Annotated in this window: 17 protein-coding genes; 12 read left to right on the forward strand and 5 right to left on the reverse strand. The window is 66.5% G+C overall.

Annotation, left to right across the window (positions count from 1 at the left end):
- Window positions 1–19 precede the first annotated feature (19 nt).
- Window positions 20–952, forward strand: coding sequence for a family 2A encapsulin nanocompartment shell protein (locus ACN9MV_RS15030; RefSeq protein WP_093054609.1), 933 nt, complete (start codon window positions 20–22; stop codon window positions 950–952).
- Between the two features lie 66 nt (window positions 953–1,018).
- Window positions 1,019–2,899, forward strand: coding sequence for a family 2A encapsulin nanocompartment cargo protein cysteine desulfurase (locus tag ACN9MV_RS15035; RefSeq protein WP_426393168.1), 1,881 nt, complete (start codon window positions 1,019–1,021; stop codon window positions 2,897–2,899).
- Here ACN9MV_RS15035 and ACN9MV_RS15040 read toward each other — a convergent pair.
- A complete protein-coding gene (locus ACN9MV_RS15040) occupies window positions 2,896–3,891 on the reverse strand; it encodes an alpha/beta hydrolase family protein (protein WP_093054936.1) in 996 nt (331 codons plus the stop codon). The two genes, ACN9MV_RS15035 and ACN9MV_RS15040, sit on opposite strands and share 4 nt — an antisense overlap.
- A 143-nt stretch (window positions 3,892–4,034) precedes the next feature.
- Between ACN9MV_RS15040 and ACN9MV_RS15045 the strand changes: the two genes are divergently transcribed.
- Window positions 4,035–5,393, forward strand: coding sequence for an NAD(P)/FAD-dependent oxidoreductase (locus ACN9MV_RS15045; protein ID WP_426392937.1), 1,359 nt, complete (start codon window positions 4,035–4,037; stop codon window positions 5,391–5,393).
- Here the strand turns inward: ACN9MV_RS15045 and ACN9MV_RS15050 are convergent.
- The 3 genes from ACN9MV_RS15050 to solA form a co-directional block, all read right to left on the reverse strand.
- Window positions 5,380–6,042: an Asp/Glu/hydantoin racemase gene (locus tag ACN9MV_RS15050; protein WP_426392938.1), complete on the reverse strand. Its 663-nt coding sequence runs from the start codon at window positions 6,040–6,042 to the stop codon at window positions 5,380–5,382. The two genes, ACN9MV_RS15045 and ACN9MV_RS15050, sit on opposite strands and share 14 nt — an antisense overlap.
- A 5-nt stretch (window positions 6,043–6,047) precedes the next feature.
- The gene (gene panE, locus ACN9MV_RS15055; protein WP_426392939.1) at window positions 6,048–6,980 is read right to left on the reverse strand and encodes a 2-dehydropantoate 2-reductase; all 933 of its coding nucleotides are present in this window, start codon (window positions 6,978–6,980) and stop codon (window positions 6,048–6,050) included.
- 72 nt (window positions 6,981–7,052) lie between these two features.
- Window positions 7,053–8,291: an N-methyl-L-tryptophan oxidase gene (gene solA, locus ACN9MV_RS15060; RefSeq protein ID WP_426392940.1), complete on the reverse strand. Its 1,239-nt coding sequence runs from the start codon at window positions 8,289–8,291 to the stop codon at window positions 7,053–7,055.
- 150 nt (window positions 8,292–8,441) lie between these two features.
- Here solA and ACN9MV_RS15065 point away from each other — a divergent pair, with 150 nt between their 5' ends.
- A complete protein-coding gene (locus ACN9MV_RS15065; protein ID WP_093054619.1) occupies window positions 8,442–8,996 on the forward strand; it encodes an NADPH-dependent FMN reductase in 555 nt (184 codons plus the stop codon).
- 72 nt (window positions 8,997–9,068) lie between these two features.
- On the opposite strand, the gene ACN9MV_RS15070 is transcribed toward ACN9MV_RS15065, so the two are convergent.
- Window positions 9,069–9,716: an FMN-dependent NADH-azoreductase gene (locus ACN9MV_RS15070; RefSeq protein WP_093054621.1), complete on the reverse strand. Its 648-nt coding sequence runs from the start codon at window positions 9,714–9,716 to the stop codon at window positions 9,069–9,071.
- Between the two features lie 136 nt (window positions 9,717–9,852).
- Between ACN9MV_RS15070 and ACN9MV_RS15075 the strand changes: the two genes are divergently transcribed.
- The 8 genes from ACN9MV_RS15075 to ACN9MV_RS15110 all read left to right on the forward strand — a co-directional run bounded on the left by ACN9MV_RS15075 (window position 9,853) and on the right by ACN9MV_RS15110 (window position 16,526).
- Window positions 9,853–10,767, forward strand: coding sequence for a LysR family transcriptional regulator (locus ACN9MV_RS15075; RefSeq protein WP_093054623.1), 915 nt, complete (start codon window positions 9,853–9,855; stop codon window positions 10,765–10,767).
- A gap of 102 nt (window positions 10,768–10,869) precedes the next feature.
- Window positions 10,870–11,511 carry a peroxiredoxin gene (locus tag ACN9MV_RS15080; RefSeq protein ID WP_093054625.1) on the forward strand — a complete coding sequence of 214 codons (642 nt, stop codon included), beginning with the start codon at window positions 10,870–10,872 and terminating at the stop codon, window positions 11,509–11,511.
- Between the two features lie 20 nt (window positions 11,512–11,531).
- Window positions 11,532–12,107: an RBBP9/YdeN family alpha/beta hydrolase gene (locus tag ACN9MV_RS15085; protein WP_426392942.1), complete on the forward strand. Its 576-nt coding sequence runs from the start codon at window positions 11,532–11,534 to the stop codon at window positions 12,105–12,107.
- A complete protein-coding gene (locus tag ACN9MV_RS15090; protein WP_093054629.1) occupies window positions 12,104–13,120 on the forward strand; it encodes a sulfate ABC transporter substrate-binding protein in 1,017 nt (338 codons plus the stop codon). The genes ACN9MV_RS15085 and ACN9MV_RS15090 overlap by 4 nt, the downstream gene beginning before the upstream one ends.
- Entirely contained in the window at window positions 13,121–14,008 is an 888-nt protein-coding gene (cysT, locus tag ACN9MV_RS15095) for a sulfate ABC transporter permease subunit CysT (protein ID WP_258355121.1), read from the forward strand. It begins immediately after the preceding gene.
- Between the two features lies 1 nt (window position 14,009).
- On the forward strand, window positions 14,010–14,912 hold the full coding sequence (gene cysW / locus ACN9MV_RS15100) for a sulfate ABC transporter permease subunit CysW (protein WP_093054633.1): 903 nt from the start codon (window positions 14,010–14,012) through the stop codon (window positions 14,910–14,912).
- Window positions 14,913–14,928: 16 nt separating this feature from the next.
- A complete protein-coding gene (locus ACN9MV_RS15105; protein WP_093173932.1) occupies window positions 14,929–16,026 on the forward strand; it encodes a sulfate/molybdate ABC transporter ATP-binding protein in 1,098 nt (365 codons plus the stop codon).
- Window positions 16,023–16,526 carry a disulfide bond formation protein B gene (locus ACN9MV_RS15110; protein WP_097199365.1) on the forward strand — a complete coding sequence of 168 codons (504 nt, stop codon included), beginning with the start codon at window positions 16,023–16,025 and terminating at the stop codon, window positions 16,524–16,526. The genes ACN9MV_RS15105 and ACN9MV_RS15110 overlap by 4 nt, the downstream gene beginning before the upstream one ends.
- Window positions 16,527–16,556: the final 30 nt, after the last annotated feature.

Here is a 16,556-nt window from a genome sequence, read left to right on the forward strand (position 1 = left end):
ACACCCGGAGCCCTGATCCATGAGCGCAACAGTTGGTGGTACGACCGCCCTTGGCGACAACGCCGCAAGACAGCTAGCCAATGCCACCAAGACAGTCCCCCAGCTCGAGACCATCAGCCCGCGCTGGCTGACGCACCTGCTGCAATGGGTGCCGGTGGAGGCGGGCATCTACCGCGTCAACAAGGTCAAGAACCCCGAGTCGATCAAGGTCACCTGCACCTCGCGTGAAGAAGAAAACCAGCTGCCGCGCACCTTCGTGGACTACGAAGAGAACCCGCGCGAGCACTACCTCAATGCCGTGAGCACCGTGCTCGACGTGCACACCCGCATCTCCGATCTCTACAGCAGCCCGCACGACCAGATCAAGGAGCAGCTGCGCCTCACGATCGAGACGATCAAGGAGAACCAGGAGAGCGAGCTCATCAACAACCCTGACTACGGCCTGCTGGCCCAGGTGACGGAAGAGCAGCGCATCTTCCCGCTGACTGGCGCACCCACCCCCGACGACCTGGACGAGCTGCTGACCAAGGTGTGGAAGGAGCCCGCGTTCTTCCTCACGCACCCGCTGGCCATTGCCGCCTTCGGCCGCGAAGCCACGCGCCGTGGCACGCCGCCGCCGACGGTGAGCCTGTTCGGCTCGCAGTTCATCACCTGGCGCGGCATTCCGCTGATTCCGTCGAACAAGGTGCCGGTGGCTGACGGCAAGAGCAAGATCCTGCTGCTGCGCGTGGGCGACAAGCGCCAGGGCGTGGTGGGGCTGTTCCAGCCCGGCCTGTCGGGCGAACAGGGCCCGGGGCTGTCGGTGCGCTTCATGGGCATCAACAACCATGCGATCGCGTCGTACCTGATCTCGCTGTACTGCTCGCTCGCGGTGTTGACCACCGACGCGCTGGCGGTGCTCGACGACGTCGAGATCGGCAAGTACCACGACTACACCGACACCTACAAGTAAGCCGCGGTGAGCAGCACTCCATCGATTCCGGGCGAGGCGCCGTTCGATCCGGCCATCCTCGCGCGCATGGCGAGCGCCATGTTCGCCGCACTGCCGGGCACGCCGCCAAGTTCGCTGCCCGGTGTGGCGAGCGGGCTGGTGCCGGGCGCGCAGTTTCCCGCCAACATTGCGCCGCCGGGTTCGCCACTGGCGAGCCCTGCCGGCTTCGGGCCGAGCGTGCCGGGCACGCCGATTCCGCAAGGGCAGATTCCCGGCGCCAACGTGCTGCCGGCATCGCCCACGCAACTGCCTTCGCTTGCGAACCGCGCGCCGGCCTTGCTGCCGCACGCGGTGGCGGGCAATGGCGTGCCGGACACGGTGCTGTCTGTGGCGCCGGCTTTCGAGCCGCGCTCGGGTGGCACGGTGCAAGGCGTGCCACAGGTGAATGCGCCCGCGACGCCGCAGGCCGCGGCCTCGCCGTTCTACTTCGTGGGCAACAGCTACGGCCATCCATCGGCGGGTGCGACCGATGGCATTGCGATCCACGATCCGTTCGCGGGTCTTGCGTTGCCGCCAACGGCCGCGCCCGTCTCGCCACCGAGCCCGCCATCGGCGTCGGCCGGCCGCGATGCGCAGTTCTACTTCGTCGATGCGGTGCGCCTGCCCAACGGCTTCGTCACGCCGGCCAAGCCCGATCCGCGCGGCCCCGATGCCGTGCCGCTGGCCGGCAGCGGCCAGCATCCGCCGTTCGACGTCAATGCCGTGCGGCGCGACTTCCCGATCCTGCAGGAGCGGGTGAACGGCAAGCAGCTGGTGTGGTTCGACAACGCGGCCACTACGCACAAGCCGCAGTCGGTCATCGACCGCATCGCGTACTTCTACGAGCACGAGAACTCGAACATCCACCGCGCCGCACATGAGCTGGCCGCGCGCGCGACCGACGCCTATGAAGGCGCGCGCGAACGCGTTCGCAAGTTCATCAACGCGCCGGAAGTCGAAGAGGTGATCTTCGTGCGCGGCACCACCGAGGCCATCAACCTCGTGGCCAAGAGCTGGGGCGGGCAGCACGTGGGCGAGGGCGACGAGATCATCGTGTCGAACCTCGAGCACCACGCCAACATCGTGCCGTGGCAGCAGCTCGCCGCCGCCAAGGGCGCGAAGCTGCGCGTGATTCCGGTGGACGACTCGGGCCAGGTGCTGCTGGGCGAATACCGCAAGCTGCTCAACGACCGCACGAAGATCGTCGCAGTCACGCAGGTCTCGAACGCGCTGGGCACCGTGGTGCCGGTGAAGGAGATCGTCGAGCTGGCGCACCGTGCGGGCGCGAAGGCGCTGGTCGACGGCGCGCAGTCGGTCTCGCACATGCGGGTGGACGTGCAGGACATCGGCGCCGATTTCTTCGTGTTCTCCGGCCATAAGGTGTTCGGCCCCACCGGCATCGGCGTGGTGTGGGGCAAGCGCGAAGTGCTCGAAGACATGCCCCCGTGGCAGGGCGGCGGCAACATGATTGCCGACGTGACCTTCGAGAAGACCGTGTTCCAGCCGATCCCGAACAAGTTCGAGGCCGGCACCGGCAACATCGCCGACGCCGTGGGGCTGGGCGCCGCCATCGACTACGTCAACAAGATCGGCATCGAGAACATCGCGCGCTACGAGCATGACCTGCTGGTGTATGGCATGCGGCAGCTCGGTGCGATTCCGGGTGTGCGGCTGATCGGCACGGCGGCCGACAAGGCCAGCGTGATGTCCTTCGTGCTCGACGGCTACACCACCGAGGAGGTGGGACATGCGCTGAACGACGAGGGCATTGCGGTGCGCACAGGGCACCATTGTGCGCAGCCGATCCTGCGGCGCTTCGGTGTCGAGACGACGGTGCGGCCCTCGCTGGCGTTCTACAACACCTTCGACGAGGTCGATCGGCTCGTGGCTGTGGTGCGGCGGCTGTCGTCGCAGCGGCGCGCAGGCTAGGGCTTTGGCGCCAGGTGCTGCCTGAAGAAGGCAAGCACCTCGGCGTTGAGCCCGGCATGGAACGCCACGCGGTCGAAGCCCGGCCCGTCGCGGCAGATCTCGGGCAGTGCGCTGGCCATGGCAGGTGAGCACGGTGCGAGGAAAGCGAAGTGCGCGGCGCCGGTTGCCACATGCCATTCGGGCGGCGCAGGCAGGTTGCGGCGAACCGCGGCCACGTTCTCGGGCGTGACGCCATCGCCGCCGTACTCGGAAGCCCAGAGCTGGATCGGTATCGTCACATTCTTCAGGCTGTCGGCATCGAAGACCATGCTGAGCGGGTCGGCGATCACGGCGGCCTTGATGCGGGTGTCACGGGTCAGCGGCGAGGCGAGCAGTTCCTGGAATCTCTGCCGCATCAGCGCGCACGCCGGGCCTTCCGGCGTCGATGCGCAGGGGGACGACGGCAAGGGCGGGAGCCGCTCGAAGTTCGGACGTGCACCGCTGAGCACAAGGCCCGTATAGCCGCCCCTTGAAAACCCATAGAAGCCGATCTGCCCGGCGGCGAGCCTGTCATGCGCGGGCCACTGCTGAAGCATGTGGTCGATCAGCCGCGCGATGTCGGTCGTGCGCGTTGCGAGTGCCGAAATCTTGTCGCCCGGGCCGCCCCGGATCTGGGAGTTGTCGTCCGAGTGGCTGATGGCGGCGACCACGAAGCCCGCGTCGGCCAGCGCCTGTGCCGTGTCGTAGTGGCCGAGGAACGAGCCTCCATACCCATGCGACAGCACGATCAACGGCAGCCGGCTGCCGTCGATCGGGCAATCACGTACGCCAGAGATGGTGGAGCGGCCGAGCCTGATTTCGCCAGCTGGCGCGGCGCAGGGCGTCCACACGCCGCCGTGCAGCGCCGGGCCTTTCTGGTCGGCAGGTATCTCGATGGTGCTGAAGCCCGCGGCCTGGGCAAGCGTTGCCGAAAGGCAGAAGACGGCGAGGAAGAGGAAGCGAAGAATGGGCATGGCGAGTCGGTCCTGCATGAGGATGGGAGTCGGCCTGCAGTGTGCTGCTGCCCGGCGGGCGCCGCTTAGCCGACTTTGCTATCTTTCTTCGAGCGGCCGGCGCGCTATGCTTGACCTTTGTTAACAATGTCGCTTGTCCACGCATGTCCTTGCCCCAAGCTTCTTCCTCCGCCCCTCAGACGGCCGATGAATCCTGCGACGTGATGGTTGTCGGCGGTGGCCCCGCCGGCTCGACCATCGCCGCGTTGCTGGCCCAGCAGGGCCGCAAGGTGGTGCTGCTCGAAAAGGCGCATCACCCGCGCTTTCACATCGGCGAATCGCTGTTGCCCGGGAACGTCGAATTGTTCGAGAAGCTCGGCGTGCGCGACCAGGTCGACAAGATCGGCATGCCGAAGTTCGGCATCGAGTTCGTCTCGCCCGAACACGAGCACCGCAGCTATGTGGAATTTGCCGAGGGCATGGACAAGTCGCTCGACTCCGCCTGGCAGGTGCGCCGCTCCGAACTTGACGAGCTGCTGTTCCGCAACGCGGCCACGCGCGGCGCGCAGACCATCGAAGGCTGCAAAGTGCGCGACGTGGCCTTCGATGCCGACGGCGCCACGGTGCAGGCCGAAATGGACGACGGCGTGCGTCGCAGCTGGCGCGCCCGCTTCGTGGTCGACGCCACCGGCCGCGACACGCTGCTGGCCAACAAATTCCGTTGCAAGGAAAAGAACCCCGACCACAACAGCACCGCGCTGTTTGGCCACTTCACGAATGCCGAACGGCTCGAAGGCAAGAAGGAAGGAAACATCAGCATCTGCTGGTTTCCGCACGGCTGGTTCTGGTTCATTCCACTGGCCGACGGCACCACCAGCGTGGGCGCGGTCTGCTGGCCGTACTACCTGAAGACGCGCGACAAACCGCTGAAGGAGTTCTTCTACGACACCATCGCCACCTGCCCGGTGCTGGTGGAGCGCCTGAAGAACGCCACGCTGGTCGACGACGCGGTGCACGCCACCGGCAACTTCTCGTACTCCAGCACGCATGCCACGGGCGATCGCTACCTGTTGCTGGGCGACGCCTTCACCTTCATCGACCCGATGTTTTCCTCGGGCGTGTACCTCGCGATGCACAGTGCCTTCGACGGCGCCGAACTGGTGGCGAAGGCGCTCGACCGGCCGGCCGAACTGGCGGCCGCGCGCAAGGACTTCGAGGCCATGATGCGCAAGGGCCCGCGCGAGTACTCGTGGTTCATCTACCGCGTGACCAACCCGACCATCCGCGACATGTTCATGCACCCGGGCAATCCGTTCCGCGTCAAGGAGGGGCTGATGTCGCTGCTGGCCGGCGACATCTACCGCGGCACGCCGACGCGCGGGCCACTCGGCATGTTCAAGTTTCTGTACTACTTCATCTCCGTCACGCACATGCGGCGGACCTGGGAGGGGTGGAAGCGGCACCGCTTCAACATCCGGGACATGGGGATGCTGAAGGGGGAGACGATCCTCAAGTCAGACTAGTAGCCAGCGCCACGGCGTGCCGGGCACCCAGCGTGGGGCTGCTGAGCACGTCGATACCGAGGTCCGCGAGCAGGGCGGCCGCGGGGGCCATCGAGGCCTGGGCCAGCACTACGATGTCGGCCCCACCTGCCGCAGCGCGGATGGCGCGGGCCAGGGTTTCGATGTAGCGCGCGTTGTCGCCTGCTTCGAAATGGGGCCACGCTTCTTCGACCAGCAACGTGTTCGGCTGCACCGCGATGCCTGCGTTTGCCGCGGCGGAACGCACCAGTTCCATCGTTGGAGCGAGCGTGCTTTCGACCGCTGCCACAACCAGCACGCGCGGCCCGGTGCGTACCGCGCGGTCGGCCATGGCGTGATCGATGCGCAGGGCCTTGAAGGTATTGCCTGTGGGCATTTGTTCGGCGATGGCACCGATGGTCGAGCAGGTGCACACCACGACTTTCGCGCCGCTGGAGGCGGCTTCGTGCATGGCGTGGTGAACGCGGGCGATCAGGTCTGTGTCGTCGGTGCCCACGACACGCGCGTCGGCCAGCAGGTCTGCTTGCACGAGATGCCGCACACGCAGGCCGGGCGCCATCTCGGCCACAAGCTGCTCGAAGGTCGGCACATGCACCTGCGCCGTGTGCAGGAACGCCAGCGCGTCGCGCATGACGCTCAGGTTGCCGTACGGGCGCGCTGCGCTTCGTAGGCTTTCAGGTGAACGTAGGCCGTGCGCAGCACCGAAGGCACCGGCAAGTTGCCGGGGGCCGCGCGGCCCAGCAGATCGCCGACGATGTGGTCGGCCTCGACCGCCGCGCCGCGCACCATGTCCTTGTACATCGACGCGGTCATCGGCGAGCCGGCGGTCGTCATGATGGCGCGACCGCGCTGCACGGCTGCGGCCCGCGGCGCGAAGCCGTTGTGCGTGGCGATGGCGCAGCATTCGTCGAAGATCGACAGCGCCACGTCCTGTCCGCCAGCGGCCACGATGTCGCCGATGGACGCGCGCATCAGGCTGGTGAGGCCCGCCGCCGAGGCGATGAAGACCCACTTTTCCCACATGTCCTGCATGATGTTTTCGCTGGCCGTGGCGTCGAACTTCGCGCCCGCGAACTGCGCTGCGATGGCATCGACGCGCGCCGAGCGGCCGCCGGCGCGTTCGCCATAGCTCAGGCCGTGCATGTCGTTCAGATGCAGCACGCGGCCCTCGTCGTCGAGCGTGGCGGAGATCATGCAAAGGCCACCCAGCACGCGCTCGCTGCCGAAGCGTTCGGCCAGCCGGTCGATGTGCTTCATGCCGTTGAGCAGCGGGAGGATCACGGTGTCGGGGCCGACTGCCGGCGCGAACGAGTCCATCGTCGAATCGAGGTCGTAGGCCTTGCTGCCGACCACGATCACGTCATACGGGCCATCGATGCCGTCGGCCAGCACGTGCTTCGGGGCTGGCAGTTGCAGGTTGCCGAAGGGGCTCTGCACCACCAGCCCGGTCTTCGCTAGTTGCGCCGCGCGGCGCGGGCGCAGCAGGAAGGTGACGTCGCGTCCCGCCTCCAGCAGACGGCCGCCAAAGTAACCACCGAGTGCGCCGGCACCCACCACCAGAAATCTCATCGCGCTTCGCTCCTGAGTCAGACAGACAAAAAAGATCGAAGGCGATGATGCCCGGGATCGCCCGGGCCTGCTTCAGGCTGGCGCTTTCTCCAGCAGGCGTTGGCGGGCAAAGGGCCGCAGGTCGAGCTCGCTCGGGCGGTCCAGCACTTGGTCGGCGATGGCTTCGCCCAGCCCGGCCGAGTGCTTGAAGCCGTGGCCCGAGCAGGCCGATGCGATGAGCATGCGGGGCAGGCCATCGAGCGCGTCGATCACGAAGCGGCGATCGGGCGTCACGGTGTACATGCAGGCGCGCGCCTTGAGGGCGCGGCCGCCGATCTGCGGAAAGCGGCTGGCCACGCGCTCGCGGTACATGGCGGCGGTTTCTTCCGCGCTCACGGTGCGGTCGATGGTGTCCGGCGTGGTGGCGGCCACGTATTGCTCGGTCGCCACCTTGAGCGCGGGCTGCGACGGGTCGGAAGACGGAAAGCCGTACATGTAGTCTTCCGGCCCGTCGCCGAACATCCAGATGAAGATGGGGAAGCGGCCGGGTGCGAAGTCGGCTGTGGCGCTGCCGGTGTCGAACCAGTGCATCACCTGCCGGTGCACGGAGAAGTCGGCTTGCCAGTCGGCTCGCGCCTGTGCGCCCAGGAAGGCGGGTAGCCACGCGCCGGCCGCGACGACCACGCGGTCGGCCGTGAAGCTTGCGGTGCTGGTGCGCACGCGCACGGTGTCGCCGTTGCCGATGGGCTCGACGGCTTGCACGCGCTCGCCGGTGAGTGTTTGAGCGCCCGAGGCGCGGGCCACGGCCAGCTGGGCGCCGATGGCGTCTTCGGGGCGGACGAAGCCGGCGTCGTGCTCGTAATAGCCGATCTCGTCGCCCTGCAGGTGGAACTGCGGAAAGCGCGCGCGGATGCCGGCTGCGTCGAGCACTTCGTGCGCGATGCCGAAGCGCTCGGCGCAGGCGATGGTGCGGCGCACGAAATCGGATTTGCCGTGGTGTTCCGCCACGCGGTCGCGCGGCGCGAGGATCAGGCCGCCGGTGGTGGTCATCAGCGGCTTGCCGGTGCGGGCCTCGAGTTCGCGCCAGATGGCATGCGAGCGCTGCACGAAGGGCACGTACTCGTCGCCTTCGCCGACGGCCAGCCGCGTGATGCGCGAATCGCCGTGCGAGGAGCCCTGGTCGTGCGGCGGCGAGAACTGGTCGATGCCCAGCACGCGCACGCCGCGCTGCGAGAGTTGGTAGAGCGTCGCGGCGCCGAGGGCGCCAAGGCCGACGACGATGACGTCGTAATGGGAAGAAGAGGAGGAAGAGGAAGACTGAGACTGGGTCACGGGAGCGTCCTGCGCTTCGATGGGGTTGGGGGATGCGGTTTATCTTGCCGCCGTTCGTCCGGCTCTGCATGAACTTTTCCCGAAAAGGTCTTGGGCGCTTCGCATAATCGCGTTCGTCATTCCGCCCCCCTCACTCAAGGAGTTTCACCCATGGCCCAGACCCGGATCGCTGTCATTGTCGGCAGCCTGCGCAAGGATTCGTTCAACCACAAGCTGGCCCTCGCGCTGGCGCACCTCGCGCCCTCGGACTTCACCTTCGAAACCCTGCGCATCGACGACCTGCCGCTGTACAACCAGGACGACGACGGCAACCAGTCCGCGCCGGTGAAGCGCCTGAAGACCGAGATCGCGGCGGCCGACGGCCTGCTGTTCGTTACGCCCGAATACAACCGCTCGATTCCCGGCGTGCTGAAGAACGCCATCGACCAGGCCTCGCGCCCCTATGGCCAGAGCGCCTGGGCGGGCAAGCCGGCCGGCGTGGTCGGCATCTCGGTGGGGGCCATCGGCACCGCGCTGGCGCAGCAGCACCTGCGCAACATCCTGGCCTATCTTGACGTGCCCACGATGGGCGCGCCCGAAGTGTTCCTGCAGGCCAAGGATGACCTGTTCGACGACAAGGGCCACGTCGGCAACGAAGGCTCGAAGAAGTTCTTGCAGGGCTGGATGGACAAGTACGTGGCCTGGGTGAAGAGCCACTCGGCCTGATCGATCAGCTGCGTCCCCGGACGAAAAAAAGCCGCCCGATGGGCGGCTTTTTTGCTGGTGTCGGAGCAGAACTCAGGCAGCGATAGCAGCGTCGCGCTGGTTCGCGGCTTCCGCCGTCGCCACCAGGATGTCGGCGCGGGCCGTTGCCAGGGCATTGTTCCGGGCTTCGTCGCCCATCGCCACACCTTCGGCGCGCACGACGCGCACGTCGGTGATGCCGAAGAAGCCGAAGACTGCCTTGAGGTAGCTTTCCTGGTGCTCCATGGCCTGGCCACCTTCGCTGGTCGAATAGATGCCGCCGCGGGACAAGGCCACGATGACGGTCTTGCCGCCGGCCAGGCCCACGGGGCCCTTCTCGGTGTATTTGAAGGTGCGGCCGACTTGTCCCAGGCGGTCGATCCAGGCCTTGAGTTGCGTCGGGATCGAGAAGTTGTAGAAAGGCGTGCCGATGACGACCACGTCCGAGGCCAGGAACTGGCTCACGAGCTTTTCGGACACGGCGTTTTCACGCTGCTGGGCTTCGGTCGGCTGTTCTTGCAAGCCGGTCTTGATGCCCAGCGCGTCGGCGCTGAAGTGCGAGGGGGTGTCGACGGCCAGATCGAGGTATTCGACGGTGGTGTCGGGGTGGGCGGCGCGCCATGCGGTCACGACTTCGGCCGAGAGCAGGCGCGAGGTCGAGTGGGCGCCGAGGATGCTGGAGTCAATGTGGAGCAGCTTCATTTCAATCAATCACTTTCTGTGTTGGCTGTCGGCGCTCAAAGTGGCCGGCGGATGGAAGAATTCTATTTTTGGATCTAGTGATCGATAAGTACCCAAAAATTGCCTAGATCGTTCTATCTGCAGGACAATCACCACCATGCAAGACCTCAACGACATGGTTTTCTTCGCCGAAGTGGCCGAGCGCGGCGGCTTCGCAGCCGCCAGCCGGGCGCTAGGCATCCCCAAGTCGCGCCTCTCGCGCCGCGTCGCCGACCTGGAAGAGCGTCTCGGCGTGCAGCTGATGCAGCGCAGCACCCGGCGCCTGTCGCTTACGCCGGCGGGCGAGATCTACCTGCGGCATTCGTCCGCCATGCGCGACGCGGCGCAGGCGGCAGCCGAGGCGGTGGCGCAGGTGCAGAACGAGCCCAGCGGGCTGGTGCGGCTGAGCTGCCCCGTCACCATCGCGCACAGCGGCCTGGCGCAGCTGATGCCGGTGTTCATGGCGCGCTACCCGGCAGTGCGCATCGACATGCGGGTGATCAACCGGCCGGTCGACCTGATCGAGGAGGGCATCGACATCGCGCTGCGTGTGCGGCTCGTCATCGAGGACAGCGCTGTGCTGGTGGCAAAGACCTTCGGCCACAGCCGCGGCGTGCTGGTGGCGAGCCCGGCGCTGCTGGCGCGCTACGGGCCGGTGGAAACGCTGGCCGACCTCGGCAAGCTGCCGACGGCGGCCATGTCGGTCAACGGGGAAGGGCGCAGCGACTGGCGGCTGGAGGGCCCCAAGGGAGAGAGCTACGTGCACTCCCACACCCCGCATTACGTGGCGGACGACCTCGCGACGCTGCAGTTCGGCACGCTGGGCGGCATAGGCGCGACCATGCTGCCTGACTACATGTGCCGCGCCGACATCGATGCCGGCCGGCTGGTGCGGCTGCTACCCGGTTGGGGGCCGCCACCGGTGATCGCGCACATGGTGTTTCCGGCACGGCGGGCGTTGGTGCCGGCTGTGCGGAAGCTCATCGACTTCCTGATGGAGCATCTCCAGAGCGAAGATATGCGGATGTTCTAGGCTCGTTATGCGAAAAACGTCATATCCAAACAAGCAGATATTCGTTTGGCATTGAAGCAAGGGTTCGCACAATCCGAGGCTCCCATCCATCCAGGAGCGTCCATGGCTACTCTGCGACTCGGCGACACCGCCCCCAATTTCACCCAGGATTCCAGCGAAGGCACCATCGACTTCCATCAGTGGGCCGGCGATTCGTGGGTCGTGTTCTTCTCGCATCCCGCCGATTTCACGCCCGTGTGCACCACCGAACTGGGCAAGACCGCGGCACTGTCGGGCGAATTCGCCAAGCGCGGCGTGAAGCCCATCGCGTTGAGCGTCGATCCGGCCACCAAGCACAAGGAATGGATCAGCGACATCAACGATACGCAGAACACCACGGTCAACTTCCCCATCATTGCGGATGCCGACCGCAAGGTGGCCGACCTGTACGACCTGATCCACCCGAACGCCTCGGCCACGGCCACCGTTCGCAGCGTGTTCATCATCGACCCGAAGAAGGTCATCCGCACCACCATCACCTACCCGGCCTCGACCGGCCGCAACTTCGACGAGATCCTGCGCGTGATCGACTCGCTGCAGCTCACCGACAGCCACAAGGTGGCCACGCCCGTGAACTGGAAGGACGGCGACGACGTGGTCATCATCCCGGCCATCCAGGACCCGGCCGAACTGGCGGAGCGCTTCCCCAAGGGCTTCAAGGCCGTGCGCCCCTACCTGCGCATCACGCCGCAGCCCAACAAGTAAGCGGGCAGGGCAGCGTCGTCATGCAGACCCGAGTGATCATCGTGCCGGGGTGGCGCGACTCCGGGCCCGGCCACTGGCAGAGCCTGTGGGAAGAGCGCATTCCGGGCGCGGTGCGGGTGGCGCAGGACGACTGGGCCTCGCCCAAGCGCGAGGCGTGGGTGTCTACGCTGGCGAAGCTTGTGCTGGAAAGCGACGGGCCGGTGGTGATCGCCGCGCACAGCCTGGGCTGCATCGCCACGGCGCACCTGCCGCCCGATGCCGCGGCCCGCATCCAGGGCGCGCTGCTGGTGGCGCCTGCCGACCCTGAGCGCCGCGCCGTTCTGTCCGATTTCGCGCCTGTGCCCTACGCTGCGCTGCCGTACCGCAGCATCGTGGTGGCCAGCAGCAACGACCCCTTTTGCCCGATCCGCCTGGCTGGTGCATATTCGCGCGCCTGGGGCAGCGAGTTCGTGCGCATGCAGAATGCGGGCCACATCAACGTCGACTCGGGGCACGGGGATTGGCCGCTGGGCCTTGCCCTGCTCCAGTCCTTGACCGACGAGCCCGCCGCCTGGCCGGCGGGCCGTGAATTTTCAGAAACCTTGGCAACCACATGACTTCCAGAATAAAGACCTTCGTCGCCGTGCTCGCGCTGGCGTCCTCCGCACTCGCCGGCAGCAGCGCCTTTGCCCAAGGCACTGGGCTGCTGAACGCCTCGTACGACGTGGCCCGCGAGTTCTACAAGGACTACAACGCGGCCTTCGTGGCGCACTACAAGAAGGCCACAGGCAAGGACGTCAAGATCGACCAGTCGCACGGCGGCTCCAGCGCGCAGGCCCGCGCGGTGGCCGACGGCCTCGATGCCGACGTGGTGACCATGAACACCTCCACCGACATCGACTTCCTCGCCAATGCCGGCGTGGTTGCCAAAGACTGGAACAAGAAATTCCCCGAGAACGCATCGCCGACCACGTCGACCATGCTTTTTCTCGTGCGCAACGGCAACCCCAAGGGCATCAAGGACTGGGACGACCTGGTCAAGCCGGGCGTGCAGGTCGTGATCGTCAACCCCAAGACCGGCGGCAACGGGCGCTATGCGTACCTGGCCGCATGGGGCTACATCAAGAAGAAGGGCGGCACCGACGCCCAGGCTGCCGAGTTCGTCGGCAAGCTGTTCAAGAACGTGCCTGTTCTGGCGCGCGGCGGCCGCGACGCGACCACCGCCTTCCTGCAACGCAACATCGGCGATGCGCTGATCACCTTCGAATCGGAAGTGGTGTCGATCGACCGCGAATTCGGCACCGGCAAGGTCGACTCGGTGTACCCCTCGATCAGCATCGTGGCCGAGAACCCGGTGGCCGTGGTCGAGCGCACCGTCGCCAAGAAGGGCACGGGCGAGCTCGCCAAGGCGTATCTCGACTGGCTGTACTCTGAAGAAGCGCAGGAAATCGCGGCCAAGCACGCGCTGCGTCCGCGTTCGCCGGCCGTGCTCAAGAAGTACGCCTCGACCTTCAAGCCGCTGCAGCTCTTCACGGTGCAGGAGCTGTTCGGCAGCCTCGGCGAAGCGCAGAAGGTGCACTTCAACGACGGCGGCCAGTTCGACAAGCTCTATACGCCCGGCGGCAAGTAAATGAGCGGCGCTGTTTCTTCGGCGCTCCCGTCCGCGGGAGCGCCTTTTTCGCGTGCCAACCGGGCAGGGGGCGCCAAGCGCGTGCTGCCGGGTTTCCACATCACGCTCGGCTTCTCGATTCTTTACCTCAGCCTGATCGTGCTGATCCCGCTGTCGGCGCTGGTCTTCAGGACCTTCACGCTGACCTGGGACCAGTTCTGGGTGGCCGTGACTGCGCCGCGCGTGATGGCTTCGTACCGGCTGACCTTCGGCGCCTCGCTGATCGCGGCCGTGGTGAACGCGGTGTTCGGCCTGCTGGTGGCCTGGGTGCTGGTGCGCTACAAGTTTCCGGGCAAGCGCATCGTCGATGCGCTGGTCGACCTGCCGTTTGCGCTGCCGACGGCGGTGGCGGGCATTTCGCTGACCGCGCTGCTCGCGGGCAACGGCTGGGTCGGGCAACTGCTCGAGCCGCATGGCATCAAGCTGGCCTTTACGCCAGCGGGCATCGTGATCGCGCTGATATTCATCGGGTTGCCCTTCGTGGTGCGCACGGTGCAGCCAGTGCTCGAAGACGCCGAGAAAGAGCTGGAAGAAGCAGCCACCTCGCTCGGCGCGACGCGGCTTCAGACCTTCACCAAGGTGATCTTTCCGTCGATTGCGCCTGCGCTGCTCACCGGCTTTGCCATGGCCTTCGCACGCGCCATCGGCGAGTACGGCTCGGTGATCTTCATCGCGGGCAACATGCCGATGATCTCGGAGATCACGCCGCTGATCATCATCGGCAAGCTGGAGCAGTACGACTACGCGGGCGCCACGGCGGTCGCACTGGTGATGCTGGTCATTTCGTTCCTGCTGCTGCTGGTCATCAATGGCCTGCAAGCCTGGCAGCGTCGCCGCGCAGGAGCCTGACATGAGCGCACCTTCCAAAGTCATCCGCCGCGCGCAAGCCGGCACTACTGAATCCGCCTGGGTGCGCTGGACGCTGATCGGCATTGCGCTCGCGTTCATGTTCCTGTTCCTCGTGCTGCCGCTGGCCGCTGTTGCGACGGAGGCGCTACGCAAGGGCGTTGGCGCGTATCTCGACGCGCTGAAGGAGCCCGACGCCTGGAGCGCGATTCGCCTCACGCTGATCACGGCCGCCATTGCGGTGCCGATGAACCTCGTGTTCGGCGTGGCAGCGGCCTGGGCCATTGCCAAGTTCGAGTTCCGCGGCAAGGCCTTTCTCACCACGCTGGTCGATCTGCCGTTCGCGGTGTCGCCGGTGGTGGCGGGCCTGATCTACGTGCTGGTGTTCGGCGCGCAGGGCTGGCTCGGTCCGTGGCTGGCTGAGCACGACATCAAGATCATCTTTGCCGTACCCGGCATCGTGCTGGCGACCGTGTTCGTGACCTTCCCGTTCATCGCGCGCGAACTCGTGCCGCTGATGCAGGCGCAGGGCACCGACGAGGAGCAGGCCGCCATCGTGCTCGGCGCGACCGGCTGGCAGACCTTCTGGCGCGTGACACTGCCCAACATCAAGTGGGGCCTGCTGTACGGCGTGATCCTGTGCAACGCGCGCGCCATGGGCGAATTCGGCGCGGTGTCGGTGGTGTCGGGCCACATCCGGGGTCAGACCAACACCATGCCGCTGCACGTGGAAGTGCTCTACAACGAATACCAGTCGGTGGCCGCGTTTGCCGTGGCTTCGCTGCTGGCCATCCTGGCGCTGGTCACGCTGGTGATCAAGTCGGTGATCGAATGGCGCCACGAGCGCGAGATGAAGGCCATTGCCGAACTGCCCCCCGAGCGTCCCCCTGAAGCCGCGGCGGCCTGAGAGAAAGAACAAGATCATGAGCATCGAAATCCGCAACATCAGCAAGCAGTTCGGCGACTTCCGCGCGCTGCGCGACGTGAACCTCGACGTGGAGTCGGGCGAACTGGTCGCGCTGCTCGGCCCCTCGGGCTGCGGCAAGACCACGCTGCTGCGCATCATCGCGGGGCTGGAAACGGCCGACGCCGGCAGCATTTTGTTCTCGGGCGAGGACACCACCGACGTGCACGTGCGCGAGCGGCAGGTGGGCTTCGTGTTCCAGCACTACGCACTGTTCCGCCACATGACCGTGTTCGAGAACGTGGCCTTCGGCCTGCGCGTGAAGCCGCGCAAGGAGCGCCCGAGCGACGCGCAGATCAGGCAGAAGGTGACCGACCTGCTCAAGCTGGTGCAGCTCGACTGGCTGGCCGACCGCTACCCGTCGCAGCTTTCCGGCGGCCAGCGGCAGCGCATTGCTCTGGCCCGCGCACTGGCGGTGGAGCCCAAGGTGCTGCTGCTCGACGAGCCCTTCGGCGCGCTCGACGCCAAGGTGCGCAAGGAACTGCGCCGCTGGCTGCGCCGGCTGCACGACGAACTGCACGTCACGTCGATCTTCGTCACGCACGACCAGGAAGAAGCGCTTGAAGTTGCCGACCGCGTGGTGGTCATCAACAAGGGGCAGATCGAGCAGGTCGGCTCGCCGCAGGAGGTGTGGGACCAGCCGGCCAGCCCGTTCGTCTACGGCTTCCTGGGCGATGTGAACCTGTTCCACGGCCGGGCCGACAACGGCGCGGTGCAGCTCGACGGCATGCGCCTCGATTCACCCGAGCACAGCGGCGCGCGCGACGCCAAGGCGCGCGCCTATGTACGCCCGCATGACATCGATGTGACACGCTATGTGGCCGGCGCTTCGGGCATCGTTGCCACGCTGTCGCGGGCAATCGTCGTCGGACCCATCGCGCGGCTGGAACTTGAGCCCACCGAATCGAATCCAGATAATCCGGGCTCCGGAACCATCATCGAGGCGCAACTCCCTGCGCAACAGTTCCGTGACCTGGGCTTGAAGGAAGGCGACACCGTCGTCGCCAACCCGCGCAAGGCCAGGGTGTTCGTAGAAGAAGATTGGGTATCTCCTTGATCGATTGGTACTTCGGCGCGCCGCGCCGCGCGTTCGGGCTGATCTGCCTGGCCTGTGTTCTCATGCTGGCCTTCGGGCTCTACCTGCAGCACGTGGTCGGGCTCGAACCCTGTCCCATGTGCATCGTGCAGCGGTATGCGCTGGTGCTGGTGGCACTCTTCACCGGCCTGGCCGGCGTGTTCCGCAACGTGGCCCTTCGGGTCGTGGGTGGATTGCTGGCGCTGGTGGCTGCGGTGGGCGGCGCCTACACGGCGGCCTCGCAGAGCTGGCTGCAGTGGTATCCGCCCGAAGTCGTTTCCTGCGGGCGCGACCTCTACGGGATGATCGAAACCTTTCCGCTGAAGCGTGCGCTGCCGATGATCTTTCGCGGCGGCGGCGACTGCTCGAAGATCGACTGGTCGCTGTTCGGCCTGACGCTGGCGAACTGGTCGTTTATCGCGTTCGTGGTTCTCTCGCTGCTGCTCATCACGCTGCTCGTGCGCTCGCGCCGCGCGCGCTGAGTGGCGAAAGAGGCAACGCCGCCCCCGCGG

Source organism: Variovorax sp. R-27, from assembly GCF_049913215.1.
GTDB lineage: Bacteria > Pseudomonadota > Gammaproteobacteria > Burkholderiales > Burkholderiaceae_C > Variovorax.

Coding starts and splice junctions, on each gene's coding strand:
- ACN9MV_RS15030 (WP_093054609.1), top strand. CDS start 20: ATGAGCGCAACAGTTGGTGGTACGACCGCCCTTGGCGACAACGCCGCA.
- ACN9MV_RS15035 (WP_426393168.1), top strand. CDS start 1,019: ATGGCGAGCGCCATGTTCGCCGCACTGCCGGGCACGCCGCCAAGTTCG.
- ACN9MV_RS15040 (WP_093054936.1), bottom strand. CDS start 3,891: ATGCCCATTCTTCGCTTCCTCTTCCTCGCCGTCTTCTGCCTTTCGGCA.
- ACN9MV_RS15045 (WP_426392937.1), top strand. CDS start 4,035: ATGTCCTTGCCCCAAGCTTCTTCCTCCGCCCCTCAGACGGCCGATGAA.
- ACN9MV_RS15050 (WP_426392938.1), bottom strand. CDS start 6,042: ATGCGCGACGCGCTGGCGTTCCTGCACACGGCGCAGGTGCATGTGCCG.
- panE (WP_426392939.1), bottom strand. CDS start 6,980: ATGAGATTTCTGGTGGTGGGTGCCGGCGCACTCGGTGGTTACTTTGGC.
- ACN9MV_RS15065 (WP_093054619.1), top strand. CDS start 8,442: ATGGCCCAGACCCGGATCGCTGTCATTGTCGGCAGCCTGCGCAAGGAT.
- ACN9MV_RS15070 (WP_093054621.1), bottom strand. CDS start 9,716: ATGAAGCTGCTCCACATTGACTCCAGCATCCTCGGCGCCCACTCGACC.
- ACN9MV_RS15075 (WP_093054623.1), top strand. CDS start 9,853: ATGCAAGACCTCAACGACATGGTTTTCTTCGCCGAAGTGGCCGAGCGC.
- ACN9MV_RS15080 (WP_093054625.1), top strand. CDS start 10,870: ATGGCTACTCTGCGACTCGGCGACACCGCCCCCAATTTCACCCAGGAT.
- ACN9MV_RS15085 (WP_426392942.1), top strand. CDS start 11,532: ATGCAGACCCGAGTGATCATCGTGCCGGGGTGGCGCGACTCCGGGCCC.
- ACN9MV_RS15090 (WP_093054629.1), top strand. CDS start 12,104: ATGACTTCCAGAATAAAGACCTTCGTCGCCGTGCTCGCGCTGGCGTCC.
- cysT (WP_258355121.1), top strand. CDS start 13,121: ATGAGCGGCGCTGTTTCTTCGGCGCTCCCGTCCGCGGGAGCGCCTTTT.
- cysW (WP_093054633.1), top strand. CDS start 14,010: ATGAGCGCACCTTCCAAAGTCATCCGCCGCGCGCAAGCCGGCACTACT.
- ACN9MV_RS15105 (WP_093173932.1), top strand. CDS start 14,929: ATGAGCATCGAAATCCGCAACATCAGCAAGCAGTTCGGCGACTTCCGC.